General features: G+C 63.2%; 25 protein-coding genes. 9 read left to right on the forward strand and 16 right to left on the reverse strand.

Annotated features, from left to right (window positions below; all coding sequences use genetic code 11):
• Nucleotides 1-49: 49 nt before the first annotated feature.
• Entirely contained in the window at nucleotides 50-799 is a 750-nt protein-coding gene (locus MESCI_RS23905; protein WP_013532535.1) for a helix-turn-helix transcriptional regulator, read from the reverse strand.
• 217 nt (nucleotides 800-1,016) lie between these two features.
• Between MESCI_RS23905 and MESCI_RS23910 the strand changes: the two genes are divergently transcribed.
• The 3 genes from MESCI_RS23910 to MESCI_RS23920 all read left to right on the forward strand — a co-directional run bounded on the left by MESCI_RS23910 (nucleotide 1,017) and on the right by MESCI_RS23920 (nucleotide 4,569).
• Complete coding sequence (locus MESCI_RS23910) at nucleotides 1,017-2,534, forward strand: S10 family peptidase (protein ID WP_013532536.1); 1,518 nt, start codon at nucleotides 1,017-1,019, stop codon at nucleotides 2,532-2,534.
• 178 nt (nucleotides 2,535-2,712) lie between these two features.
• Entirely contained in the window at nucleotides 2,713-3,600 is an 888-nt protein-coding gene (locus tag MESCI_RS23915; RefSeq protein ID WP_013532537.1) for a DMT family transporter, read from the forward strand.
• 60 nt (nucleotides 3,601-3,660) lie between these two features.
• Entirely contained in the window at nucleotides 3,661-4,569 is a 909-nt protein-coding gene (locus MESCI_RS23920; protein ID WP_013532538.1) for a DMT family transporter, read from the forward strand.
• A 197-nt stretch (nucleotides 4,570-4,766) separates the two neighbouring features.
• Here the strand turns inward: MESCI_RS23920 and MESCI_RS23925 are convergent, their stop codons facing one another.
• Nucleotides 4,767-5,621: a LysR substrate-binding domain-containing protein gene (locus MESCI_RS23925; RefSeq protein WP_013532539.1), complete on the reverse strand. Its 855-nt coding sequence runs from the start codon at nucleotides 5,619-5,621 to the stop codon at nucleotides 4,767-4,769.
• Between the two features lie 113 nt (nucleotides 5,622-5,734).
• On the opposite strand from MESCI_RS23925, the gene MESCI_RS23930 reads away from it, so the two are divergent.
• Nucleotides 5,735-6,142 carry a tautomerase family protein gene (locus MESCI_RS23930; RefSeq protein WP_013532540.1) on the forward strand — a complete coding sequence of 136 codons (408 nt, stop codon included), beginning with the start codon at nucleotides 5,735-5,737 and terminating at the stop codon, nucleotides 6,140-6,142.
• 123 nt (nucleotides 6,143-6,265) lie between these two features.
• Complete coding sequence (locus tag MESCI_RS23935; RefSeq protein ID WP_013532541.1) at nucleotides 6,266-8,488, forward strand: AMP-binding protein; 2,223 nt, start codon at nucleotides 6,266-6,268, stop codon at nucleotides 8,486-8,488.
• 27 nt (nucleotides 8,489-8,515) lie between these two features.
• Here the strand turns inward: MESCI_RS23935 and MESCI_RS23940 are convergent, their stop codons facing one another.
• The 3 genes from MESCI_RS23940 to MESCI_RS23950 all read right to left on the reverse strand — a co-directional run bounded on the left by MESCI_RS23940 (nucleotide 8,516) and on the right by MESCI_RS23950 (nucleotide 11,527).
• A complete protein-coding gene (locus MESCI_RS23940) occupies nucleotides 8,516-9,334 on the reverse strand; it encodes a CDP-alcohol phosphatidyltransferase family protein (protein WP_013532542.1) in 819 nt (272 codons plus the stop codon).
• A gap of 3 nt (nucleotides 9,335-9,337) precedes the next feature.
• Nucleotides 9,338-10,036 (reverse strand): phosphatidylserine decarboxylase, encoded by a 699-nt coding sequence (locus tag MESCI_RS23945; protein ID WP_013532543.1) that lies wholly within the window; start codon nucleotides 10,034-10,036, stop codon nucleotides 9,338-9,340.
• A gap of 198 nt (nucleotides 10,037-10,234) precedes the next feature.
• A complete protein-coding gene (locus tag MESCI_RS23950; RefSeq protein WP_013532544.1) occupies nucleotides 10,235-11,527 on the reverse strand; it encodes a DMP19 family protein in 1,293 nt (430 codons plus the stop codon).
• Between the two features lie 325 nt (nucleotides 11,528-11,852).
• Between MESCI_RS23950 and MESCI_RS23955 the strand changes: the two genes are divergently transcribed.
• Nucleotides 11,853-12,716: an SMP-30/gluconolactonase/LRE family protein gene (locus MESCI_RS23955; RefSeq protein WP_013532545.1), complete on the forward strand. Its 864-nt coding sequence runs from the start codon at nucleotides 11,853-11,855 to the stop codon at nucleotides 12,714-12,716.
• 8 nt (nucleotides 12,717-12,724) lie between these two features.
• Here the strand turns inward: MESCI_RS23955 and MESCI_RS23960 are convergent, their stop codons facing one another.
• The 4 genes from MESCI_RS23960 to MESCI_RS23975 form a co-directional block, all read right to left on the reverse strand.
• A complete protein-coding gene (locus MESCI_RS23960; RefSeq protein ID WP_013532546.1) occupies nucleotides 12,725-13,072 on the reverse strand; it encodes an antibiotic biosynthesis monooxygenase in 348 nt (115 codons plus the stop codon).
• 108 nt (nucleotides 13,073-13,180) lie between these two features.
• Nucleotides 13,181-15,061 carry an ABCB family ABC transporter ATP-binding protein/permease gene (locus MESCI_RS23965; RefSeq protein ID WP_013532547.1) on the reverse strand — a complete coding sequence of 627 codons (1,881 nt, stop codon included), beginning with the start codon at nucleotides 15,059-15,061 and terminating at the stop codon, nucleotides 13,181-13,183.
• A gap of 21 nt (nucleotides 15,062-15,082) precedes the next feature.
• On the reverse strand, nucleotides 15,083-15,415 hold the full coding sequence (locus MESCI_RS23970; RefSeq protein ID WP_013532548.1) for an ArsR/SmtB family transcription factor: 333 nt from the start codon (nucleotides 15,413-15,415) through the stop codon (nucleotides 15,083-15,085).
• Nucleotides 15,416-15,687: 272 nt separating this feature from the next.
• On the reverse strand, nucleotides 15,688-17,139 hold the full coding sequence (locus MESCI_RS23975) for a LysM peptidoglycan-binding domain-containing protein (RefSeq protein WP_013532549.1): 1,452 nt from the start codon (nucleotides 17,137-17,139) through the stop codon (nucleotides 15,688-15,690).
• 125 nt (nucleotides 17,140-17,264) lie between these two features.
• Here MESCI_RS23975 and MESCI_RS23980 point away from each other — a divergent pair, with 125 nt between their 5' ends.
• Nucleotides 17,265-17,876 (forward strand): LOG family protein, encoded by a 612-nt coding sequence (locus tag MESCI_RS23980; protein WP_013532550.1) that lies wholly within the window; start codon nucleotides 17,265-17,267, stop codon nucleotides 17,874-17,876.
• Between the two features lie 111 nt (nucleotides 17,877-17,987).
• On the opposite strand, the gene MESCI_RS23985 is transcribed toward MESCI_RS23980, so the two are convergent.
• Nucleotides 17,988-18,872, reverse strand: a complete 885-nt coding sequence (locus MESCI_RS23985) for a LysR substrate-binding domain-containing protein (RefSeq protein ID WP_013532551.1) — start codon at nucleotides 18,870-18,872, stop codon at nucleotides 17,988-17,990.
• 110 nt (nucleotides 18,873-18,982) lie between these two features.
• Here MESCI_RS23985 and MESCI_RS23990 point away from each other — a divergent pair, with 110 nt between their 5' ends.
• Nucleotides 18,983-19,273: a muconolactone Delta-isomerase family protein gene (locus MESCI_RS23990; RefSeq protein ID WP_013532552.1), complete on the forward strand. Its 291-nt coding sequence runs from the start codon at nucleotides 18,983-18,985 to the stop codon at nucleotides 19,271-19,273.
• A 173-nt stretch (nucleotides 19,274-19,446) separates the two neighbouring features.
• Nucleotides 19,447-20,445, forward strand: a complete 999-nt coding sequence (locus MESCI_RS23995; RefSeq protein WP_063167702.1) for a transporter — start codon at nucleotides 19,447-19,449, stop codon at nucleotides 20,443-20,445.
• Between the two features lie 16 nt (nucleotides 20,446-20,461).
• Here MESCI_RS23995 and MESCI_RS24000 read toward each other — a convergent pair whose 3' ends face one another.
• The 6 genes from MESCI_RS24000 to MESCI_RS24025 form a co-directional block, all read right to left on the reverse strand.
• Nucleotides 20,462-21,148: a glutathione S-transferase family protein gene (locus tag MESCI_RS24000; RefSeq protein ID WP_013532554.1), complete on the reverse strand. Its 687-nt coding sequence runs from the start codon at nucleotides 21,146-21,148 to the stop codon at nucleotides 20,462-20,464.
• A 9-nt stretch (nucleotides 21,149-21,157) separates the two neighbouring features.
• Nucleotides 21,158-22,084 (reverse strand): EamA family transporter RarD, encoded by a 927-nt coding sequence (gene rarD, locus MESCI_RS24005; RefSeq protein WP_013532555.1) that lies wholly within the window; start codon nucleotides 22,082-22,084, stop codon nucleotides 21,158-21,160.
• Nucleotides 22,085-22,167: 83 nt separating this feature from the next.
• Nucleotides 22,168-23,790 carry a citramalate synthase gene (gene cimA / locus MESCI_RS24010; protein WP_174299068.1) on the reverse strand — a complete coding sequence of 541 codons (1,623 nt, stop codon included), beginning with the start codon at nucleotides 23,788-23,790 and terminating at the stop codon, nucleotides 22,168-22,170.
• The gene (gene pip, locus MESCI_RS24015; protein WP_013532557.1) at nucleotides 23,787-24,743 is read right to left on the reverse strand and encodes a prolyl aminopeptidase; all 957 of its coding nucleotides are present in this window, start codon (nucleotides 24,741-24,743) and stop codon (nucleotides 23,787-23,789) included. The genes cimA and pip overlap by 4 nt, the downstream gene beginning before the upstream one ends.
• Nucleotides 24,740-25,216 carry a GFA family protein gene (locus MESCI_RS24020; protein ID WP_013532558.1) on the reverse strand — a complete coding sequence of 159 codons (477 nt, stop codon included), beginning with the start codon at nucleotides 25,214-25,216 and terminating at the stop codon, nucleotides 24,740-24,742. The genes pip and MESCI_RS24020 overlap by 4 nt, the downstream gene beginning before the upstream one ends.
• Nucleotides 25,213-25,704, reverse strand: a complete 492-nt coding sequence (locus tag MESCI_RS24025; protein WP_013532559.1) for a GFA family protein — start codon at nucleotides 25,702-25,704, stop codon at nucleotides 25,213-25,215. Before MESCI_RS24025 ends, MESCI_RS24020 begins: the two co-directional genes overlap by 4 nt.
• Nucleotide 25,705 lies beyond the last annotated feature (1 nt).

Raw genomic sequence — 25,705 nt, forward strand, 5'->3', positions numbered from 1 at the left:
GGGAATTGCGTCAAAGCAAAAAGACAGAGCCGGGCGGAAGCCGTCAGGCTCAAGCGGCTTCGCGGATGGCCGCCAGCAACTCGACCTGGGAGTGCACACCGAGCTTGCGATAGATCTGCTTGATGTGGTTGCGGACGGTCCCGGGCGAGATGGCGAGGCATCGCGAAATCGTCTTGGCGTTGCCACCATCGACCAGATGCCGCGCAATCTCGGTCTCGCGCCTGCTCAGCCGCGAGCGAGCGTCACCGATTGCGGCGCCCTTGTGCCGGAAGCGGCACAGATGGAGCAATCTTTCCAAAATGAGCCTTGTCGCGCTGCTTGCCGCGCAAGCCGTCGCCAGATCCTGCTCGCCAAACGGTTCTGCCCCGTTTCGCCTGAGAAAAGTGACATAGCCAGCGGTCAGCCGGTCGAGATTGAACACGCCGGTGATCTCGTCGAAACTGTCGGAAGGGCCGAAGAATTCGCGATAGTAGGGAGTCCGCTGGAAGTCGCCATTGCGGAGTGCCGACAGCGGCAACAGGAAATCCTGCCTTGTGCTGGCGAACCTCTGGAAGAAGGGATCCTGGCGATACAGTCGTGCATCGTAGTCGCGGTTCCAGCGATCGGGACCGGCATCGTCGATGGTCAGGGATGTGATGTCGCGACGGTAAAAGCCGACATAGGCGCGGTCGGAGCCAAGCAACTCGCTCGCCGCTGCCGTGAAGCGAGCCGACAATTCTTCGGGTGTCACGGCAACGGCCGCAGCGGCGACACCGCCGCTCCAGCGCCCAAACTGATCGAGGGAAAGGTTCGACTGCATTCCAATTCATACTAGGCATGATGCCGAAAAGTGTGAAGCGGTTTTCGGACGGCATCATGCTCCATCTGTTTGATTTAGAGCCGGATTCAGATTTCAGGTCGATCGACCTGAAATCATCCGGCTCTAGCGCAAGCCGTTGCAAGTTCAAATCAGCCATTTCCTTTGACTTCGACCCTCTCGGCCATACCTATGCGGGAGTCGTTGTCGCGGAGCCATCATGCCGGTCAAATTGAAACTGATCTGCCTTATCCTGCCGATGCTCGCCGTCCTGGCGCAGCCCGTCCTGGCTGAAACGGCGGAGCGGCCGGCGCCCTCGGGCGGCGTGCTATCCCTGCTGCCGCCGCCGCAGACCACCAACCATTCGATCACGCTGGCCGGGCGCAAGCTGGATTACCAGGCAAAGGCGGCGACCCTGTCGCTGCTATCGGGCAAGGGCGACGTCACGGCGGAGATCTTCTACGTCGCCTACACACTGGAGCCGCCGGCAAGCGGGGCCAAAGACCAGCAGCGGCCGATCACCTTCGTGTTCAACGGCGGCCCTGGAGCAGCGTCCGCCTATCTGCATATCGGCGCACTCGGTCCACGGATAATCGCGACGGGAGCCGACGGCGAATTCCTGCCGTCACCGCAAAGACTGATCGACAATCCGGACAGCTGGCTCGACATGACCGATCTCGTCTTCGTCGATCCGGTGGGAACAGGCTATAGCCGCGAGGCACCGGGGCAGGACACGCGCGATTTCTGGGGCGTAAACCAGGATGCCAGCTCGATAGGCGCCTTCATCCGGCTCTATCTCGCGCAGAACGGCCGCACCGGGTCGCCACTGTTCCTCGCCGGCGAAAGCTATGGCGGGTTCCGCGCAGCGCTGCTCGCCAGGACGTTGCAGGAAGATATCGGCATCAGTCCGAACGGCATCGTGCTGATCTCGCCGGCGCTGGAGTTCACGCTGGTGCAGCCCGACGAATTCGAGCCGCTGCATTGGGCGCTCGAACTGCCTTCACTGGCTGCGGTGCGCCTGCGCGCCGAAGGCGTCAGCGGCGACGCGTTGCGGGAGAAGCTGGCAGACGTCGAACATTATGCGATGGGCGATTACCTCACGGCAATCACCAGCGGACTGGAGCAAGGCAGGCGGCTGGCCAGCCAACGCGTGGCTGACATCACCGGCCTGCCGCTCGACCTGGTGCAGCGGAACTCCGCCCGCATCCCCACCGGCCTGTTCGCAAGGGAGTTCGCCCGCGCCAGCGGCAAGGTGCTCAGCCCCTATGACGCCACGATCGGCACGGCCGACATCGCGCCCGAGAGCGCCCGCATCGCCGGCCCGGATCCGGTGCTCGACCGCAGCGTGCCGGCGCTGACGTCGGCATTCGTCGGCTATATCAGCGACGAACTGCATTTTCGCACCGATGTCAGCTATCGGCTGCTCAATGGCGAAATCAGCCACAATTGGGATTACGGGACCGGCGCCTCGCGGCAAGGCTATGCCGGGGTGATGGACGATCTGCAGCGCGCACGCTCGCTGAACCCTTCGCTCGGCGTCGTGATCGTTAACGGCTACACCGATCTGGTGACACCTTACCTCGCCTCGCGCTACCTGGTGAGCCAGATCCCGTCGCTCGCCAATGCCAAGCCCATCCGTCTCGATGTCGTCGAGGGCGGGCACATGATGTATTTCAGGTCCGACGGCCGGCGCGCGCTGAAAGAAGCCGCTTCGGAGCTTTATCAGGCGACGCAGTAGGCTTGGCGACAGTGCAGCTCGCCATGGACCCGTGCCCCAATATAAGCACCGGACTGGCGTAGCGCCGCAGGGGTTTTCGCCCGTATAGCTTGGTACCAAGGGAGTTGAATTCACGGCTCCCTTGTGTCGCTCCTCACAGCATTTCTGCCGCTCCGGCAAATTTGGTCCCACGCGCCTTATGGCCGATATCGCCATTCTCGAAACACGCGAGCGGGTTCTTGCAGGCATCCTGCTGACCGGTGCGGCCTATCTGCTGTTTTCGACACAGGATGCTTCGATCAAGCTGCTGGTCGTCGGCATGAGCGTCTGGCAGATCATGTTCTTCCGCAGCATCACCATTCTGGGCGCGTGCGCGGCGATCGGCGGACGACAGCTGTTTGCCGACACGATGCGCTCGCCGATCGTGCGGCCGATGCTGGTGCGCAGTGCCTTCACGCTTGCTGCGTGGCTCTGCTACTACAACGCCGCGCGCAGCCTGCAGCTCGCCGAACTGACCACCGTTTATTACGCGGCCCCGATCATCGTCACCGTGCTTTCGGTGTTCCTGCTCGGCGAAAAAGTGCCGATGCTGCGCTGGCTGGCGGTGCTGATCGGCTTTGCCGGCGTGTTCATCGCTTGCGATCCGACCCATCTCGGCCTGTCCGTGCCGGTGCTGCTGGTGCTGGCGGCCGCCTTCTTGTGGGGCATCGCCATCGTGCTCTTGCGCAGGACCGCCCTTGCCGAGCGCTCGATGATCCAGCTCCTGCTCAACAATTTCTATTTCCTGCTGTTTTCGGCGGTGCCGGCGTTGCTTTGGTGGCGGACACCCGACTGGACCCAGCTGCTGCTGCTTGCCAGCGTCGGCGCACTCGGCGGCCTGGCGCAGTATCTTCTCTTCGAAGGCATGAAGCGCACGCCGGCCTCGGTTCTCGCGCCGCTGGAATACACCTCGCTATTGTGGGCATTCGCACTCGGCTTTGCGATCTGGGGCGACGTGCCGCGCCGCGAAGTTTTCCTGGGCGCTGCGCTGATCGTCGCCGCCGGCCTGCTGATCGTCGGCACCGAGCATTTCCGCAAACGGCTATGATGTGCATGGCCATGATTGCTGACGCTACGATGTCAGGACCAAGCGGCGTAGGCTGGCGGCATGACTGAGATTGCAGCCGCCACCGACACCGCCGCGGAGCGGACACTCGGCATCATCCTGGTGTCGTCCTCAGCCGCCGTCTTCGCCCTGACGGGCGTGCTGACGAAATCAATCCACGCCGACCCGTTGACCATCATCTGCTGGCGCGGCTTTGTCGGCGCGATCCTGATCAGCTTCTATGTGCTGTGGCGGCGTCACCGTTCCGGTGGGCGTGAGACCCTGCGGCTTGGCTGGCGCGGCTGGCTGCTGGCGGTGGAAGGCGCGCTGGCCAGCATCGCTTTCATCTCGGCGTTCAAGTTCACCTTCGTCGCCAATGTCGCTGTCATCTATGCCACAGCACCTTTCGTCACGGCGCTGCTGGCCTGGGTTCTGACGCGCGAACCCTTCCGGTTGCAGACGATGGTCGCCGCCGCAGTGTCGCTGTGCGGCGTGGCGATCATGGTCTGGTCCGGCTTCGGCACCGGCAATCTGTTCGGCGACGGACTGGCACTGCTGATGACCATCGGCAGCGGCCTTTACATGATCATGGTTCGCGCCTTCCGCGACACGCCCGTGGTGTGGGCCGGTGCGGTGTCGGCATTCCTGTTGTTCGTGCTCGGTTGGTTCGTCACCGATCCGCTGGCGGTTTCGCCGAGAGATGCCGTTCTGCTCACCACTTTCGGCGCGTCCTTCGCGCTGTCCTCGATCCTGTGGACGGAGGGCGCACGACTCATCCCGCCGGCCGAATCCGGGCTTCTCGGTTCGGCCGAAGTGCCGTTCGCGATCCTGTTTGCCTTCCTGTTCCTGGGCGAGATTGCACCAGCCGCCAGCATGATCGGCGGCGCCGTCGTGCTCACCGCAGTGTTCGCCCATGCGGGGCGGGATTGGCTGATGGCGCGCTCGCAACGCATGGCGTCAAATATTTCTTAAAAAAGCGACACAGTCATGGAACCATCATCCGGGTCAGGCATTATTGCTGCGACGGGCCATCCCCAAGTCCCCCCAAACCCCTCGGCCCGTCCTACTCCAAGCCGACCGTAAGGTCGGCTTTTTCTTTGCCGCTTGCCGACCGCAAGGTCGGCTTTTTCTTTGCCACTTGGGACCGCAAGGTCGGGTTCGTTGGGCATTCAGCCCGACAAGGCAAGGTTGGCGCTGAGCAGGGTCGCCAGATCGGCTGCCGATCCATCGGCACCGGCGCGCAGCCGGATGGCGAACTCAGCCAAAGGCACCTGCGGCAGGCCAAGCTGGCGCGGCGCCTCGACAATCCCGGAATGGGCAAAGCGAGCCGTTCGCAGCGTCAGTGCGACACCGGCGTTCACGGCTGTGCGCAGGCCGGCCAGACTGGCGCTGCCGGCAGCAATGCGGTAGCGGCGGCCGGCGGCATCGAGTGCGGCAAGTGCCGCTTCGCGAAAACCGCAATATGGATCGAGCAGCGCCAGCGGCAGTTCCTCCTGCCGCGTGGCCAGCCCCTTTTGTGAGCATAGCCATATCATCGGCTCGCGCAGCACGCCGACTTCGTCCGCCGCTGCCGTCTGGCGCATGACGATCGCCAGATCGAGGCCGCCAGACTGCAGCGCCTGCGCCAACTCGGCGGAACGGCCGACCCGCAGTTCGATCCTGACGCGCGGATGGCTGCCGGCGAAAGCACGCAGCAGATCCGGCAGGCCGCTGTCGGCAAAATCCTGCGTCGTGCCGATGGCAACGCGCCCGGCAGCGCGGGCGCCCTTCAGCGCCAGCCAAGCCTCGCGATGGACGGCAAGAATGCGCTTGGCGTGGCCGACGAGATCCTCACCCGCCGGCGTCAAACCACGTCCCCGCCCCTGCGGCGCCAGCAGCGGCTCACCGACGACTTCCTCCAGCCGCTGCATCTGGGCGGTCACCGCCGAGGGCGAACGGCCGATGCTTGCAGCCGCCTGGGCCAGCGAGCCGCTGTCGACGAAAGCAAGGAAGGTTCGGAGCAGATCGGGATCGAGCGTTTCCATACTTCGATACTATCGAAGTATCATTTAAAAACAATTCGATTTTTTTGCCTAAAAGGTGGTGGCATGGTTGTTTCAACGGCGATCGGACGCCGCTCAAGCCAAGGAGAAGAAGAATGCCTATCATCAACATCAGCGTCACCGGCAAACCTGACGCGGCGCTTTCCGCTCGCATCGCAAAGGAGGCCACAGAAATCACCGCGACGCAGCTGCGCAAGGACCCGACGATCACGGCAGTTGCCGTGTCCTATGTCGATCCGCAGCACTGGTTCGCCGGCGGCAAGTCGCTGGCCGAGCACGGCACCAACACGTTCTGGCTTGATATCAAGGTGGTCGACGGCACCAACACCAAGCTTGAGCTGGAGGCCTATCTGAAGGCGATCTTCGCAGCCTTCGGCCGTCTGCTGGGCGGCGTGCACGAGGAGAGCTACGCCTTCGTGCATGAAGTGCCGGCAGCCGCTTACGGCTATGGCGGCAAGACGCAGGAATTTCGTTTCATCAGTGGACGGCTGCAGGCGGCGTGAGAAGCAGCTTCCCGCACCAAGGGAAGCAAAAGCTCCGCATTGACCTTGCTCCCACATCGTCTAGGTTCTGGCCGACACGGCCGCAAAGAGCCGAGATGCTAAAAACGTTGGGAGAGACGCGGCATGATCCTGACACTGGCGCTGCTTGCGGGTCTTGTTCTGGCCTGGCTCCTGATTGGCGTGGCGGAAAAATTCCGCCTCGGCCTACGCTTCACCCAGGCGCTGCTCTATGTCCCGTTCAAGCTTGCCTACCGGATCGGAGACAGCCGCATCAGGATCGCCCGCAAGGCGCAGGCCCCAGTCATCTACGTCATCTCTCATCAATCGCGCTTCGAGCCGGCGCTGATGCTGTCGCTGCTGCCGGAAGACACGCTGCATATTCTCGATGAGGTCTCGGCGCGCTCGCCGTGGCTCGAACCTTGGCGCGAGCTTGGCCGTACCATCGCCTTCAACGCCGAACATGTCTTCGTCAGCCGCCGGCTGGTGCGGGTGCTGAAGGGCAAGGGCCGGCTCGCTGTCTATCTGCCGGATGCAGTCGAGCCCGACGTCAAGACGTTTCGGTTGTTTCGTGCCGTCACCCGCATCGCCATGCAGGCCGATGCCAAGATCGTGCCGATCTTCGTCGGCGGCGCGCGCAGCCTGCCGGTGTCGTTGACGCCTGGGGACAAGGCGCCACGACACTGGTTTCCGCAACTGTCGATCAGCGTGCTGGAGCCGATGACCATCACTGAGTTGGTGGCGCGCAACCCCGAGCAGGCCTCGAACACCAACGCGCTGTTCGACCGTGTCGCCGAGGCGCGGCTCTTCGGCACCAACCTCGATCGTGGCCTGTTCCTGGCCATGCGCGATGCCGCCGACCGCGTCGGCGCTTCGCATATCATCATCGAGGACGTGATCTCCGGCGCGCTGAGCTACCGCAAGCTGTTCATCGGCGCCCGCGTCCTGGGCAGGCGCTTCGAGGCGGTAACGGCTCCGGGCGAGGCAGTCGGCGTGATGCTGCCCAATGCCAATGGCGTCGTGCTGTCGCTCACCGGCCTTCTGTCGGCCGGCCGGGTGGCGGCGATGATCAACTACACGGCCGGGCCGGCGAGCGTCACCGCGGCCGTGCGCACGGCGGTGATAAGGACCGTGATTTCGTCCCGCGCGTTCGTCGAGAAGGCCGACCTTGCCGATATCGTCGCGGCGGTCGAAAAGGGCGGCGCCAGGCTTCTCTGGCTCGAGGATGTGCGGGAGAGCGTCACCGCGCTGGACAAGCTTGCCGCCGCCTTGCTGTGGCGCTGGCCGCTGCAGCGACAGGACGCGGCCAAGCCGGCGGTGATCCTGTTCACCTCGGGCTCGGAAGGCACGCCGAAGGCAGTCGTGCTGTCGCACAAGAACCTTTACGCCAACGCCATGCAGGCTGAGGCGCGCATCACCATCTCGCCCGCCGACATCCTGCTCAACGTGCTGCCGGTGTTCCATTCGTTCGGCCTGACGGGCGGCACCATCCTGCCGCTGGTCACCGGGGTAAAACTGTTCCTCTACCCCTCGCCGCTGCACTACAAGATCATCCCCGAGGTTGCGCGCAAGGGGAAACCGACCATTATGTTCGGCACCGACACGTTCCTCGCCAACTATGCGCGTACCGCCAAGGACGGCGATTTTTCCAGCCTGCGCTTCGTCGTTGCCGGCGCCGAGGCGGTGAAGCCGGAAACCCGCCGCGTCTATCGCGAACGCTTCCAGGCCGAGATCATCGAAGGGTTCGGGCTGACAGAGGCGGCGCCGGTGGTTGCCGTCAACACGGCAATCCATGGCCGCGACGGTACCGTCGGGCGGCTGCTGCCGGCCATGCGCATGAAGCTTGAGCCGATCGAAGGCATTTCCGATGCCGGCCAATTGTGGCTCGACGGACCGAACCTGATGATGGGCTATATGACATCGGACCGCCCCGGTGAATTGCAGCCGCTGACGGGCTGGCACGACACCGGCGACATCGTCGCTGTCGACCGCGAAGGCTTCATCACCATTCGCGGCCGCGCCAAGCGCTTCGCCAAGATCGCCGGCGAGATGGTGTCGCTGGGTGCTGTCGAGATGCTGGTGCAGTCGTTGTGGCCGGAAGAACGCCATGCGGCGGTAGCGGTGCCGGACAAGAGGCGCGGCGAGCGCATTGTGCTGGTCACCACCGCCGACGACGCCAATCCCGACGAGTTGCGCAGATTCGGCAAACAAGCGGGCGCCGCCGAACTGATGGTGCCCAACGACATCGTCAAGGTCGAGGAAATCCCGGTGCTGGGTTCGGGCAAGACCGACTATGTCTCGACCCGAAAGCTGGCGATCGACAGGCTGGGGCTCGGCGTCGCGGCCTGAGTCGGATCAAGCACTTCCGCCGACCTTCTAACCTATATCCGAAGGCGGTACCTTCTCGCCCTCCAGCTTGGCGCGTTTCGAATAGGCGCGCACACTGAACGGCAGGAAGATCAGGTAGCCGGCAACCGAAGCGGTCAGCGTGTACCAGGGGTAGGTCATCAGCAGCAGTACGTAGAGCACGACACCCAGGATGATCGGCAACACCCTGTCGCCCGGGATTTTCAGGCTCTTGCCGGAATAGACCGGCAGCCGGCTGACCAGCAGGAAGGCGACCAGTATGGTAAAGCCGGTGGCGACGAAGGCCGCTGGACGACTGGGCTCCAGCCCTGTGCGCAGGAAATAGAGATAGAGCGGCAGCATCACCAGCACAGCACCAGCCGGCGCCGGCACGCCGACGAAATATTCGGACTGCCATATCGGGCGGTCGGCCTTCTCGTCGTCGAGCACGTTGAAGCGGGCGAGCCTTAGCCCGCAGGCGATGGCGAACAGCAAGGCCGCAATCCAGCCCGGCGAGCCGGCACGGTCGAGCAGGAAGGCATAAAGCACCAAAGCCGGGGCGACGCCGAAATTGACGATGTCGGCCAGCGAATCCATCTGGGCGCCGAATTTGGAGGTTGCCTTCAGCATCCGCGCCAAGCGGCCATCAATGCCGTCGAGGAAAGCGGCCAGCAGCACCATCACCACGGCCGGCTCGAAGCGGCCTTCGAAGCCGAAGCGGATGCCCGACAGACCGGCGCAGATGGCAAGCACGGTGACGAGGTTGGGCAGCACCATGCGCATCGGGATCTCGCGGATGCGCGGACCGCCGCTGGCATGGGCCTCGAACTTCTTATACTGCGTGCCCACGGCTCAGGAAATCCGCACGAGGGGTGTGCCGGCGACACCGCCGAATTCGGCCAGCACGGTTTCGCCGCCGACCGCTGTCTGGCCGACGGCAACGCGCGGCGTGGCGGTCAAGGGCAGGAAGACATCGACGCGCGAGCCGAAGCGGATCAAGCCGAAACGCTCGCCGGTGCCGATCGAGCCGCCCGCCTCGGCCCAACAGACGATCCGCCGCGCCACCAGGCCGGCGATCTGGACGGCGGCGATCGTGCCGTTGGGGCTTTCGATGACCAGGCCGTTGCGCTCGTTCTCGGTGCTGGCCTTGTCGAGTTCGGCGTTGAGGAATTTTCCGGGCCGGTGTTCGATCCTGACGATACGACCGCGTACCGGGGCGCGGTTCACGTGACAGGAAAAGACATTCATGAACACCGAGATGCGGGTCATCTCGACATTGCCGAGGCCGAGTTCGCGCGGCGGCACGGCCGGCCCGACCGCCGAGATGATGCCGTCGGCGGGGCTGACCACCAAGCGGTCGTCGACCGGCGTGACGCGCTCGGGATCGCGGAAGAAATAAACGCACCAGGCCGTCAGGATCAGACCGATCCAGAACAGGACCGAGGAGAAATAGCCGAGGAAAAGCGTCGCCGCGCCAAAGGCCGCGATGAAGGGATAGCCTTCGCGATGGATCGGTACGAACGCGTTCTTGACCGTATCGACAAGGCTCATCAGCTAAAAACAGGCTCCGTTTCAAGTCCGGCCTCAATAGCCGAAAGCCCCCCTCGCCGCAACGCAACAATCGGCGGCGCGGGCGAACGGGCAAGGGCCTGTCGCCTCAGGATAGCCGAACGCTCCGCGTTCGTGAGGTCGCGACCGGCTCGCATGCCTGTGCCACTGGCGTCAGAATTTCGAGACAATCAGCCCAGATCAGTTGGCACCATCGGCTTCGGCGCGCACAAAATGTTCTTCGATCTCAAGCCTATGGGCATCCGCCAGCGGATCTTCGGCGCCCGACCTCAAGAGCGCGCTCCCGTTGGGAGAGGACACCAAAAACAGCAGTCTACCGTCAGCAGCAACTGTCCAACTGACGACCGATCCTCCCTCGCTCGGAATCAGCATCGATGGCAAAGCAACTGCTCCTGCCGTATCAATTCCAGCCCTGCGCAAAAGAAGGTCGAGGGCTGCTGGTGCCCCGTATTCATCAGCCAGTTCGATGACTGTCGCTATTGAATCAGCGCCGACATGCGACAGCTTCAGACCGACACGTGGAGCACCTTCGCCAAGTAACTCATCAACGCTATCGACCGGTCCGAGGTCGAGTTGCAGTTCTGTACCATCAGCAGCCAGGTACTGGTATGCAGCCGCATGCGTTGGCGTGACTACGCACAAACGCACCCTGCCGGCGTTGGTTACGACCGGAAATGTCATCTGCTTCTCGCCATCTATGTCCAACATCCGTCCTTTGCCGAGCCCGAGCTTAACCTCGGGCTGCGGCAAAGCTGCACAGGCGAGCCCGATGCCCACTTCAAGTCGGCTCGTCATCACTGCTTTCAGATGGAACACCGAACGATGGCGCAATCGAGGTTCGCGCCTGGAGTTGGCCATCACAATGTCAAGAGTGGCCTCCTGGCATTCGGCATCGTCGACAATCTCCAGTTCAGGCCAGGAGGCTATCCAACCCACTGCGCGGGCAAGCATCGGGACGCTGTCTTCCTCCTTGTAAAAAAGATCGTCGAGTCCATCAAGGAAATCAGCGCGGCCACCTTCGAATCCAGTCTGTTCCTCCGCTTCCTTGGGATGTTCCCGGACCCAAGCAACCATCTGTTTCAAAATAGCTAAATGGTTTTCTGCTCGCATTCCAGCCAAAGCCAAATGCACATCCGAGGTGACTTTATCGAGGTGATCACGGTAATTGTGAATAAATTGGCTATGGCCGCCATTAGCCACTTCCATCCCGTATAGGTAAGCGTGAAAAAACTGCCTCGCTGACGGCGGTATTTCGTGATCTTTGTAGAGGCCCTGATCAAACATTGCGGTCACGAAATCCATGACTGCAGTCACGAGGTCAGCAACGTAGTTTTCCTTAGCGGCGCGCTCGACTGCTGAAAACGGGACAACAATTGAAGTCACGCGCGGACTGGCCGTCGGTTGCTCCGGCTGGTGCGCCGAAATCGTTGTCGACTGCTGCAGCCTTTTCTTTCGCGAAAAAATTCCGAACATTCCAAAGCCTTCTTACCCGGAGGAAAGCAATACCGGTAGATCAGAGTCTGTCAGCAGAATATCACTTGGAAAAGTGGATAAAAAGGCGCTTGAAATTCATTTTCACTGCGTCTTACCAATATTTTGAAGAACACTTCAACCGATAGTTTGAAGAACACTCCAAAAACTGACCTCGAGGCTTCGTCGCGAACTCAGCAAAGAGCAGCCAAACCAAAATTATCGGTTCTGTGCCTGTCGGCAGACCGCTGCCTCGCCCGTCCTTGGTGAGACAGCGCCATCATGGACCATTTGGCGATGCTGACGCACTCAACAAGGAGTCCCCTACATGCAGAAACCACCTGCCCCCCAAGCGCATCTCGTCACTGCCGGTCTCGCTTTCGGCGAGTCGCCGCGCTGGCATGACGGACGGCTGTGGCTTTGCAACTGGGGCACCGGCGAGATTATCGCCGTCGATGCCGACGGCAACCGCGAGGTCATGCTCACCGTACCGGCTGTCCTGCCCTACTCCATTGACTGGCTGCCGGATGGCCGCCTGCTCGTCATCTCCGGCCGCGAAGGGCTGCTGCTACGACAGGAGGCCGACGGGAGCCTCGTCACTCGCGCCGATTTGCGTGACCTGTCGAAAAGCCCTTGGAACGAGATCGTCGTCGACGGGCGCGGCAACACCTATGTCAATGGCGGCGGACCGGCGCCGGCTTCTGGCGAGCATTTCAGCCCCGGCACCATCGTGTTGATCACGCCGGACGGCGCGGTCCGGCAGGTGGCGGAAAATATCGCCTTTGCCAACGGCATGGCAGTGAGCCCGGACAACAAGACGCTGATTGTCGCGGAATCCCATGCCAATCGGCTGACCGCCTTCGACATTGCCGCCGACGGCAGCCTTGCCAACCGAAGGGTCTGGGCCGACCTCGACGGCTATCCCGACGGCATCTGCCTCGATGCCGAAGGGGCGGCCTGGTATGCGGATGTTCCCAACAAGCGTTGCGTGCGGGTGCGTGAAGGCGGCGAGGTGCTGCAGACAGTGACCGTCGATCGCGGCTGCTTTGCCTGCATGCTGGGCGGCACCGACAGGAAAACGCTGTTCATTCTCGCCGCCGAATGGCGCGGCTTCGAGCATATGGTCAGCGACGCCCGCACCGGCCAGGTGTTCAGCGTCGAAGCGCCGGCACCTGGCATCGGCTGGCCGTAACAGCCTTGCTACAGCCCGGGAACCCTCTGATAGTTGGCGATGTCGGCGCGAACGCCGAGCCGGGCGATCGTCTCCTGCGGGTTGAAGGCGATGCGCTCGTGCGCGGCCTTGACGATCGGCACGACATTGTCGACGGCCGCCTGGCTTTCCCATTCGACGATGGTGACGAGGTTGAATTCGCCCGGCCCGGAGAATTGCTCGAGCAGGAAATCCTGCACGAAGCCATGCTGCAGGCGCAGCAATTCATGCGTTGTCCTGACCTTGGCGAGTATCTCCTCGCGGGCGCCGGCCGGGACGACGAATTTGTCCACCCTGAACACGCTGCCGCCGTTAACAGTCTGATTTATCTTGCTCATTTCGATTGCTCCGTTCCTGGATCATGGTGTTTTTTGGGCTCCAGGAACGGCCTACAATCTCAACTTAAGTTGAGATCAAGTGCAAAAATCAGATCACACGCCGAACCTTCAATTCACCTCCGACGTGCGCCGGCGGACGATGACACCAAGTTCGTCGCCTTCGCGAGCCAAGCGCAGCCGCTCTTCGGCCTCGGTCGCCTCGCGCTGGCGGTCCCACATCGAGGCGTAGAGGCCATGCTTGCGCATCAGCTCGGCATGGGTGCCGCGCTCGGCGATCTGGCCGTCCTGCAGCACGATGATCTCATCGGCCGTGATCACCGTCGACAGGCGGTGAGCGATGACGATGGTGGTGCGGCCACGGCTGACCAGATCGAGCGCGGCCTGGATCTCCTGTTCGGTGTGGCTGTCGAGCGCCGAGGTCGCTTCGTCGAGCATCAGGATCGGCGGCGCCTTCAAAATGGTGCGGGCGATTGCCACGCGCTGCTTCTCGCCGCCCGAAAGTTTTAGCCCGCGTTCGCCGACCATCGACTTGTAGCCGTCAGGCAATCGCTCGATGAACGGGCCGATCTGAGCGAGTTCGGCCGCCTTGCGCATATCCTCCTCGCTGGCACCGATGCGGCCATAGCGGATGTTGTAGGCGATGGTGTCGTTGAACAGCACGGTGTCCTGCGGCACCATGCCGATCGCCCCGCGCAGGCTCTCCTGCGTCACGTCCCTGATATCCTGGCCATCGATCAGCACCTGGCCGCCCTGCACGTCGTAGAAGCGGAACAGAAGCCGCGAGATGGTCGACTTGCCGGCACCCGAAGGCCCGACAATGGCGACGGTCTTGCCGGCCGGCACCTCGAAGCTGATGCCCTTCAGGATCTTCCGGTTCGGGTCATAGGAGAAGTGCACGTCGCGGAACTCGACCTTGCCGGCGCTGACCGCGATTGGCCTGGCATCCGGCTTGTCGACGATCTCCTGCGGCACATCCAGCAGATCGAACATCTGCTCGATATCGGTGAGCCCCTGGCGGATTTCGCGGTAGATGAAGCCGATGAAATTGAGCGGCACCGACAGCTGCATCAGCATGGCGTTGATGAAGACGAAGTCACCGACCGTCTGCGTGCCGGCCTGCACTTCGAGCGCCGACATGCACATGACGATGACGGTGCCCAGGCCGAAGATGATGCCCTGCCCGAAATTCAACCAGCCAAGCGAGGTCCAGATGCGCGTCGCGGCGACCTCGTAGCGTGCCATGGAGCGGTCGAAGCGCTCGGCTTCCATGCCCTCATTGTTGAAATATTTCACCGTCTCGTAGTTGAGCAGCGAGTCGATTGCCTTGGTGTTGGCGTCGGTATCGCTGTCGTTCATGTCGCGGCGGATCGAGATGCGCCAGTCGCTGGCGCGGACCGTGAACCAGACATAGACCCAGACGGTGACCGCGACGACGACCACATATTTCCAGCCATAGGTGTAGGCGAAGATGCCCGTGGTCAGCGCGAATTCGAGGATGGTCGGCGCCGTGTTGAGCATGATGAAGCGCACGATCGTCTCGATGCCCTTGGTGCCGCGCTCGATGATGCGCGACAGGCCGCCGGTGCGGCGCTCGAGATGGAAGCGCAGCGACAGTTGGTGCATGTGAACGAAAGTACGGAAGGCGAGCTGGCGCACGGCATATTGGCCGACGCGGGCAAACAGCGCGTCGCGCAACTGATTGAAGCCAAGCTGCACCAGGCGCACGACATTGTAGGCGACGACCAGCATGACGGGCGCCAGCAGGAAGCTCGGCAGCGGCGGCGCCGATTTGGCGTCGCCGGCCAGCGCGTCGGTCGCCCATTTGAAGAAATAGGGACCGGCGACCAGCGTCAGCTTGGCGACGACCAGCAACAGCGTCGCCCATGTGACCCGGGCTCTCAGATCGGCGCGATCCGCTGGCCACATGTAAGGCCACAAATTGAGCAGCGTCTTGAAAGTCGAGGAGTCGGAGACGGTTTTTTCGGCCATTTCTTGTGCCTTCTTCTTATTTCAGCGGCCGGAGCAGCAGGAATTGACGAGAGCGGCCACCGATGCGGAGACATCGGCGAGCGCGGCATGGTCGATCGCATAGCGCGAGCGCTGGCGATCGGGCTCGAAGCGAACCAGCCCGGCTTCGACCAGTATTTTCAGATGTTGTGACACGGTGGACTGCGCCAGATCTAAGCGGTCGACGACCTCGCGGCAGCAGCAGGAACTGCTCGTCGATAGGTGTTTCAGGATTTCGATCCGCGCCGGATGGGAAAGCGCTGCAAGTCGGGCGGCGACCGCACGGCTGTCCGGACCGCCGCATGATGCGTTTGTTTCCATCAGGGATTCTGCCATCGTTCATCGGCGATAGACGATGAACGGGCACGGGGCAAGCTAACCCTATGGGCAGAGCGCCGGAACCGCCAATCTCCCCCTCGTGGGAGAGATGTCCGGCAGGACAGAGAGGGGCGCGAAGGATCGCGACTTTCCACGATCAAAGCATTACGAGCAGCCGTAAGGTAGCTCGACCGGATTTGGCCGACAGGCTGGCGAGACAGCGCCCTCCTCTGCCCTGCCGGGCATCTCCCACAAGGGGGAGATTGCGCTCAACCGTCGGCGCTCAAACCCTACTCCGTCTTGGCGGGCGCTGTCGTTGCCTGCTCGCCCATGGCCTTGAGGTCGGCGGCTTCGCCTTCCTTCGACTTTTCCGGGACCTTGAACACCTGGCCCGGCCAGATGCGGTCGGGATCACTGATCTGGTCCTGGTTGGCGAGGTAGATGGTCGAGAAGCGTACGCCGTGGCCATAGACGCGCCGCGAGATCCGCCACAGCGTGTCGTTGCGGCGGATGATGACGGCGCCGTCGGCATGTTCAAGCTTGGGCGCCACCGTCTCGGGCACATCGCTTGGCGGCGTCGCCTCCGCCATAACGGCCGGAGCCTCGGTGGCGGGAGCAGGCGTCGTGGCCGCGGCCGGTGCCTCGGCGGCGGTAGGTGCGGCCGGCTTGGGCTGAACGGGCTTCGGCGCCGAGGGTGCCACGGCGGCGATCGCTTCGCCGGGCTCACGCTCGAACGGTACGGCCGCGCGGGCCACAACTGTCACACCGTCGGCATCGAGGCCGTCGACATGGATTGTGTAGCTGCCGACCGGAACGTCGCGCGTCGCCTCGACCAGGAAATGACCGTCCGTCGAAGTTTGCGCGTCACCGAGCAGGATGTCGTTGGCATAGGCGCGCACCTTGCGGCCGGCATCGGCGAGGCCGGCGACAAAGATCTTGCTGCCGTCGATCTCGACCGCCTCGACGACGATCTTGGGCTCGGTCACGCCTGCAGCGGGCGGCGTCGCCGGCGCTGCAGGAGCCGGTGTTGCGTCGACCACGGCTGGCGCTGGGGCGGCTGGCGCCGGAGCGGTTGCGGGGGCTTCGGCTGTGGGAGCAGCCGGCGCGGCGGCCGGAGCAGCCGGCTTTGTCTCGGGTGCGGGAACGGTCAGCAATTCGGCCGGCTTGCCCGGCTCCTCGACCATGGCCAGCACCTGGCCGGCCGCATCCTTGGGAACCGAAACGACGGCGGTCTGCACCGAGGGCGTTACGACGTCACCGGTGGTCGCGCGCAGCGCGATCGTATAATCGCCGGGCTTCAGCGGATCATCGAGAATGATAACGAAGGCGCCATCGGGACCAGCGACCGTCGAGCCAAGCACCGTCGAGCCATTGAGGATTTCGACCTTGGCGTTGGGCGCCGCATTGCCGGCGACGACAATCGAGCCATTGCTTTCAACGCGCACGACGTCGAAAGACGGTGCGACCGGACCGGCCGCAGCCGGCGCGTCCGCGGCCGGTGCGGCCGGTGCCGTTGCCTGGGGCACTGCGGCGGGAGCCGCCGGGACCTCAGCGGCGGGCAGCCGCGCTTCGGTGCCGGGATCAGCCGATTTTGCCGCTGCGGGCGGCGTCTGCGCCGCCACTTGCGCCGGCGGCGTGGGATTGAGATACGGGTCGAGTGCGCCCGCTACATAGGCGGTTCCCGCGGCCGCAACGGTCCCACCCGCCGCGAACAGGAACGCCTTCAGTGGATTAATTGCCATATTTCCCTACCCCTTAGCCACCTAACGCCGGTCTAGCCTGTTTTAGCAATACCGACAAGAAAAAGCCCAGGCCGTTAACCCTTGGGGCTTGACCGCGCTTTCAGACCCAATCACCAATCATCGACATGAACACGATTCGATCCGTCTGCGTCTATTGCGGCTCGTCTCCGGGCCGCGATGAAATCTATATCAAGGCCGGACACCTGCTCGGGCGCTCAATTGCCAAAGCGGGATTGCGGCTGGTCTATGGCGGCGGCACCAAAGGCATCATGGGCGCTGTCGCCGAAGGCGCGCTCAAGGCCGGCGGCAAGGTGACGGGCATCATTCCGCGCTTCCTGATCAACAAGGAGGCGAGCGAAACAGCGCTTGACCGGCTCGATGAACTCTTGATCACCGACAACATGCACGAGCGCAAGCACAAGATGTTCGAGAAATCCGACGCCTTTGTGGCACTGCCGGGCGGCATCGGCACGGTCGAGGAGATCGTCGAGATCATGACCTGGGGACAACTTGGCCATCATCGCAAGCCGATCGTCTTCGCCAATGTCAAAGGATTTTGGGATCCGATGCTGGCGCTGCTCGATCACATGGCCGCCGAAGGCTTCATCCACACCGCGCAGCGGGTCAAGCCGCTGGTCGTCGACGACCCCGAAGCGATCGTCGCCGCCATCATGGTAGCCGGATCGTCCGTCGACGCCCCGACCGAGGGCGTGCAGTCGGTGATCGACAAGATGTAGGGCGATAAGGAATCGGGGCAGTAAGGCAGTATGTGAATTGCCTCGAGTGTCCTGCCTACTCCCCTACTCCCCTACTCCCCTACTCCCCTACTCCCCTACTCCCCTATTCCCCTACTCCGCCGCAGCCTGCCGCAAATCGGCAATCACCGCGCGCCGGTCATGACGCCGCCAGGCGAGATGGAGTGAAACCGTGCGCTCGAGCCACGGCAGGTCGCGAAACACGATCCGCGGCGGCGCAGCGGCACGCAGGCTGGCTTGCACCGTCGCCAAGCCGAGACCCGCGCTGACAAGGCCGAGCGAGGTCAGCGGGTCCGCCGTCTCATAGGCGATGTCGGGCAAAAAGCCGGCTTTGGCGCAGGCGGCAAGGAACTGGCCGCGATTGGTGTCGTCCGGCTGGCGCACGACGGTGATCCAGGTGCGACCGTCAAGATGGTGAGGCCCGATCTCTGGCACTTCAACGAGTGGGTCATCTTCGGGGATCGCCAGCACCAGCGGCTCATGCCGCAGCGCCATGGCGGCGACATCCGGATCATCATCGGGTGGCGGCGAGTAGACAAAGCCCAGATCCAGCGACCGCTGCCGTAGCCCTTCCAACTGCGCCGCCGAGCGCAGGCTTCTCAGCTGCAGGTGGAAATCCGGCCGGTCGCGACGGAACTGGCGCAGCATCCCGGCGACAAGCCCGGCATGAACGGCCCCTTCGACATAGCCGATGGCGAGCCGGCCGACGGCGCCGCTGGCCAGGTTGCGGCCGAACTCCTCCACACGTCGCGCATTGGACAGCAGCGCGCGGGCCTCGGTGAGGAAGGCGCGGCCCTCGGCGTTGAGATGGACCCGCTGCTTCGACCTCTCAAAGAGGGAAACACCCAACTGCTCCTCGAGCTGGATGATCTGCCGGCTGAGTGGCGATTGGGAAATATGCAGCATTTCGGCTGCGCGCCCGACATTTCCGGTTTCGGCGACCGTGACGAAATAGCGGAGCTGGCGCAGGTCGAACATTTCTCCTCCAAGGCTCAAGTCCCTTTGGGTCTCAACTTTATCCTAATCAGTCTTGGACTGTCTGACCAGCCAAAAGCGATAATCGGCCATCCCAACCAAAGGAGACCGCCATGCAGTTCTTTGCCCTTCTCGCTCGCAACACCGAAAAATTTACCGATGCCGATTTCGCTCCACTTCTGCCCGGCGAAGCCGAACAGCGGCGCACGCTCTACGCCGAAGGGGCGGTACGTCAGGTGTGGAACCGAGGCGACATCCCGGGCAGCGGCATGATGCTCGAGGCTGCTGATGATGCTGAGGTTCGCGGCCACCTCGCCACCTTGCCGTTGGTCAAGGCCGGCATGATGGACATTGCCGCAATCGTGCCCCTCAAGCCCTACCCCGGCTTCGGCCCGAAGCACTGACAGGGCACATCCGGGGGTGACGAAGGCGTCACCCCCGGATTGACACGGGGATCGACAGACTGTGATCGGCTGTCAAGAAACCGTCACACGAAACCGGCTTCGCGCGTGCTAGGAATCAGTATCAGGCAGCCGCCGTGCGGCGCCATCTTCGGAACATGCATCTGGCACCGCCCATGGACATCACTCTCGCCCCGGAAGGCACCGATCTCTCGCCCTACCTGCCCGACGAGCACGGACTGTTCTTCATCTATCACTTCACCGCTGAGGGCGTGCGAACCAGGGACGCCGCCGCCGCGCACTGGACATGGCGCAGCTACCAGCTTTCCGACATGCGGGCCCGTCACGAAATCGGCGCCGATCGGGTTTTGCCGGCACCGGCGCGTGAAGCTTTCCTGTCCGCCAGCCATGGCTGCCACATCGACCTCGAGGACGACTGGCTCTATGGCGATCTGCCGGACCTGCGCCATGACTATTCGGCGGAAGCGGGCGGGCTTGGCCATTTCCGCTTCGCGCTCAATGACACGATGCTGGTCGGCGCCCGCAAGCAACCGCTGCAGTCGGTCGACAACATCCGCAAGGCGATCGAGAATGGATCGCGCAAGTTCCGCTCGCCAGCCGAGTTGATCGAGGCTGTCGTCGGCCAGTCGTTCGATGGCATGGTGGCGGAACTTGCGGCACTCGGCGACAGTCTCGACGGCATCGAAGACCGTATCGTCTGCGACGCATGGCACAATGAACGGCAATCCCTGGTCGACGCGCGCCGGCATCTGGTGGTGATCCACAGGCAGATGGCGACGCTGACCAATCTGTTCCGTCACCTTGATCATTCGCACCGCAACGACCTGCCAGACAGCATCAACGACATGGCCGCGCGCCTTTCACACCGGGCGCAGACGCTGCACTATGACGGCGAGCAATTGCAGGCGCGCGCCCGGCTATTGCAGGACGAGCTTATGGCAAAGCTGACGACGCAGTCGAACCGGCTGCTGTACGTCCTGTCGGTGATGACGGCGGTGCTGTTGCCGATGACCATCATCTCAGGCCTGTTCGGCATGAACGTTGGGGGCCTGCCGCTGGTCGACACGCCAATGGGCTTTTGGGTGGTGACGGCTGTGTCGATGGTGATCGCGGGCGCGACCTATCTCTTTGTCAGGCGGCTCGGACAGATGTAGCACCCGCCGGCAGCTTTCACGCAGTGGCGCGAAGATCCTCGATGATGGTGCCGGCGGCGGCCACTTCCGCTTCGTGATCGGGCTCGCGCCAGGTCTCGGCAAGCCCAGCCGCATGCCATTCGCGCATCGCCGGCAGAGCAAGCAACTGCGCCGGATACGCTGCAGCCGCACCCTCGAAGGAGAGCCCATAAGACTGTGCGCGGAACGCCACCGGGGCAAAGAAAGCATCTACTGCGGTGAAATGAGCGCCCGCCAGAAATGGCCCGCCGAAACGAGCAAGACCATCATTCCAGAGGTCGCCGAGGCGAAAGAGGTCCTGCTTCAGCGCATCGGACATCGGAAACGGCTCTACCCGCACGCCGCAACTCATCGGACAGGCGCTGCGCAATGCGGTGAAGCTCGAATGCATCTCGGCGGCGGCCGAGCGCGCCCAGGCGCGCGCCTTGGCTTCGACGGGCCACACGCCATGGTGGCGTTCGGCCAGATATTCGACGATGGCCAGCGAATCCCAGACCGCCCAGCCGTCGTCGACCAGGCACGGCACGCGGCCGCTCGGTGAGAAGGAACGGTACAGATCCCAGCTCGATCCGGTCGGGAATGGCGTCAGCCGTTCCTCGAATGGGATATCCAGCGCGCGCATCAGCACCCAGGGCCGCAGCGACCATGAGGAATAATTTTTGTTGGCGATATGCAGCAGGTACATCGAACCCCCTTACCGTGCGGGCTGCGGCGCGGCGCGTCGCGCTGTCGTCAACATCGACCAGGAATAGACTGCCAAAGCCGCCCAGATCAGCGCAAAGGCGATGGCCTGGATGGTGCCGAAAGGCTCGTCGAAGATCAGAACGGCGATCAGGAACACCATGGTCGGCGCGATATATTGCATGATGCCGATGGTTGACAGCCGCAGCAGCTTGGCGCCGAAGGCGAACAGCAACAACGGCACCGATGTGACTGGACCGCAGCCGATCAGCAACGCCGTATCCGTGCCACTGCTGGATACGATGTGGTCCTGTCCGGTCGCGATGAGATAGACTATGTAGCCAAGTGCCGGCACCGACAGCAGAAGGACTTCGAGCAAAAATCCCTGGCTCGGGCCGATCGGCAGCGTCTTGCGGAAGAAGCCGTAGGCGGCGAAGGAAAACGCCAGTGCCAACGACACCCAGGGCAGCTTGCCGCCTTCGATGGTCAGCACGGCGACGGCGACGGCCGCCAGCACCACCGCCGCGATCTGCAGCCGGTCGAGCCGCTCGCCGAGCAGCAGCGCGCCGACAACGACGCTGACCAGGGGATTGATGTAGTAGCCGAGCGCGGTTTCGACGGTGCGGTCGACCGCGATCGCCCAGACATAGATGCCCCAGTTGACCGAGATCAGCGCCGCCGTCAGCGCGGCCATGGCGATGGTGCGCGGCGAACGAAGCGCCGCCTTGAAATCCGCCGTGCGGCCGGCCCAGATCAGAACGGCGGCGGCGATCGGCACCGACCAGACGATGCGATGGGCAATGACTTCCGCGAGCGGCAGATGAGCGACCGCCTTCATGTAGAAGGGCAGCAATCCCCATAGCAGATAGGCGCCGAGCGCCAGCAGAAAGCCGCGCCGGGCCTTGGACTCTGCATCCAGGGTAATTGCTTCAGTGGCCATGGGCCAACGCTATGGCCCAGTCACCTTGGCAAGACCATCGCAAAGTTCTGATGGATCAATGGACTTTCGCTGATGGTTCAACCCTATTCGGCGGCCACCAGTCCGGCCATCTCGCGGTTCTTCATCAGCTTGTAGACGATGGAATCCATCAGCGCCTGGAACGAGGCGTCGATGATGTTCTCGGAAACGCCGACCGTCCACCAGCGCGCGCCGGTGCCGTCATGCGATTCGATCAGAACGCGGGTGATCGCCTCGGTACCGCCATTGAGGATACGCACCTTGAAGTCGGCCAGCTCCATGTCGGCGATCTCGCCCTGGAATTTGCCGAGGTCCTTGCGCAGCGCGATGTCGAGTGCGTTGACCGGGCCATGCCCCTCGGCCACCGACATCTTCTCCTCGCCATCGACCACCACCTTGACGATCGCTTCGGAGACCGTCTTCAACTGGCCGTTGGCGTCGAAGCGGCGCTCGACCATACAGCGGAACGAGGTGACGTTGAAGAATTCCGGCAGGCCGTGCAGCATCTTGCGGGCGAGGAGTTCGAAGCTGGCATCGGCGCCTTCATAGGCATAGCCCTCGGCCTCGCGCTCCTTGACCACGGATATCAGCGCGTCGAGCCGGTGATCGTCCTTCGGCACCTCAATGCCGCGTCGCCTCAGCTCGGCGAGGAAATTGGCCTTGCCGCCCTGGTCCGAGACCATGACACGGCGGCGGTTGCCGACCGTTTCGGGGGGGACGTGCTCGTAGGTCGCCGGCTCCTTGGCCAGTGCGGAGGCATGAATGCCGGCCTTGGTGGCGAAGGCGGAAGCGCCGACATAGGGCGCTTGCGCCTCTGGCGCTCGGTTCAGGAGTTCGTCGAATGCGCGCGACAACCTGGAAATGCCTGTCAGCGCCTCAGCCGAAATGCCAGTTTCGAAACGATCGGCGAAGGCCGGCTTTAGCGCCAGCGTTGGCACGATCGAGATCAAATTGGCGTTGCCGCAGCGCTCCCCGATGCCGTTGAGCGTGCCCTGGATCTGGCGCACGCCAGCCTCGACAGCGGCGAGGGAATTCGCCACGGCCTGGCCGGTGTCGTCATGGGCATGGATGCCGAGATGATCGCCTGAAATGCCTGATAAAATAACCTTCTCGACGATGGCGCGGACTTCCGATGGCTGCGTGCCGCCATTGGTGTCGCACAGCACCACCCAACGCGCCCCGGCATCATAGGCGGTCCTGGCGCAGGCCAGCGCATAGTCGGGATTGGCCTTGAAGCCATCGAAGAAATGCTCGCAGTCGACCAATGCCTCCTTGCCGGCGGCGATCGCCGCCTCGACGGAGGCCTTGATGGCATCGAGGTTCTCCTCATTGGTGCAGCCGAGCGCGACACGGACGTGGTAGTCCCAGCTCTTGGCGACGAAGCAGATGGCATCCGATTTCGATTGCACAAGAGACGCTAGGCCGGGATCGTTGGACGCCGACACCCCTGCCCGCTTGGTCATGCCGAAGGCGACGAATTTGGCGCGCTCCGTGCGCTTCTCCTGGAAGAAGGCGGTGTCGGTCGGGTTGGCGCCGGGATAGCCGCCTTCGACATAGTCGAGGCCAAAAGCGTCAAGCAGTTTTGCGATGGCGATCTTGTCCTCGACGGAAAAGTCGATGCCCGGCGTCTGCTGGCCATCGCGCAATGTGGTGTCGAAGAGATAGAGGCGCTCGCGGGTCATGGTCATTTGCCTGCAAACTTGTCCGTCGCGCGGATCAGCCGGTCGAGGATACCCGGCTCCGAATAAGCATGGCCGGCGCCCTCGATCAGATGGAAATCCGCCTTTGGCCAGGCCTTGTGCAGCGCCCAGGCATAGCGCGCCGGGCATGGCATGTCGTAGCGGCCATGGACGATGGTGCCGGGGATGTCGCTCAGCCTGTGCGCGTCGCGCAGCAATTGTCCCTCTTCCAGCCAGCCGGCATGGACGAAATAGTGGTTCTCGATGCGGGCGAACGCGACGGCATAGTCGTCCTGCCCAAACGGACCGCTTGTCTCAGGCTCCGGCAACAGCGTGATCGTTTCGCCTTCCCACAGGCTCCAGGCGCGGGCCGCCTCGATCTGCGCCTTTCGATCCGTGCCGACCAGCCGCTTGCGATAGGCGACCATCATGTCGCTGCGCTCGGCCTCCGGGATCGGCGCCAGGAAGCGCTCCCATTTGTCCGGGAACATTTCCGAGACGCCGAACTGATAGTACCATTCCAGTTCCGCACGCGTCAGCGTGTAGATGCCGCGCACCACCAGTTCGCTGACGCGTTCTGGGTGGGTCTCGGCGTAGGCGAGCGCAAGCGTCGACCCCCAGGAGCCGCCGAACACCAGCCATTTGTCGAAGCCGGCCATTTCGCGCAGCCGTTCGATGTCGGCGACCAGGTGCCATGTCGTATTGGCTTCGAGCGAGGCGTTGGGCGTCGATTTTCCGCAGCCACGCTGGTCGAACAGGATGACATCGTAGAGCTTCGGGTCGAACAGCCGCCGGTGTTTTGGCGAAATGGTGCCGCCCGGCCCGCCATGCAGGAACACCGCCGGCTTGGCGCCTTTAGTGCCGGAACGCTCCCAGTAGACCTGGTGGCCGTCGCCGACATCGAGCATGCCGGAATCGAACGCCTCGATCTCGGGATAAAGCGTACGCAATTGACTGCTCATAGTTGTAAACCTTTGGTCGGCCAGTCCGGCGTTTCATGGTCTGGGTGCTGGAAGGAGATGATGGATTCCTGCCTGTTGTAATAATCAGGATCCTGGTGGACGGGCTGATCGAAGATCGTCTCCACCCAGGGCAACCGCGCGGCATAGTTGACCTGGATCTGCGGTGCCAGGTCCGAACGGTCGTCGAAGGCACCGATCGCGATTTCCAGCCCGCCGGGCTGCCGATATGTCAGCGGCGTGCCGCAGCGGGCGCAGAAACCACGATCGATGTTGACCGACGACTGGAAGTAACTCGGCTCTTCATGGGTCCATTCGACGCCATCTCTGGGCACCGTGACCAGCGCGCCGAAGAACGAGCCGAACTGCTTCTGGCACATGCGGCAATGGCAGATGGACGGACGGCCGAGCGCTCCATGAACGCGGAAGCGCACGGCGCCACACTGGCAGCCGCCGGTTCTTACCTGATCGGTCATGATCTTTCCTTTGGCGGCCATTGTTCGGTGTCGTGGTCGGGGTGCTGGTAGGAAACGAGATCGGCCAGATAGGAGGCCGACGACATGTCGGCCATGGTGTCCTCGCCCGGCAGTTGCGGGATCGAGTCGACATAGGGCAGCTTTGCCTCGATCCCCCATTGAATCAGCGGCACGATCTCCGCTGGATTGTCGAACGCACCGATGGCGAGGCCAACCCCGTCCGGCGCGGTGAAGGTCAGCGGCGTGCCGCAATCGGCGCAAAAACCGCGATCGACATGGTTGGACGAACGGAAGTATTTCGGCTCGCCGCGCGTCCAGTCGAGCCTGGCGCCACGCACCGAAACCAGCGGCGCGTAGAACGCGCCGAACGCCTTCTGGCACATGCGGCAATGGCAGACCGAAGCGTCGCCCAAAGCGCCTTCAACGCGAAAGCGCACCGCGCCGCACTGGCAGCCGCCGGTATAGATCGGTCGGTTGTCGAGGCTCATC

Source organism: Mesorhizobium ciceri biovar biserrulae WSM1271, assembly GCF_000185905.1.
Taxonomy (GTDB): Bacteria; Pseudomonadota; Alphaproteobacteria; order Rhizobiales; family Rhizobiaceae; genus Mesorhizobium; species Mesorhizobium ciceri.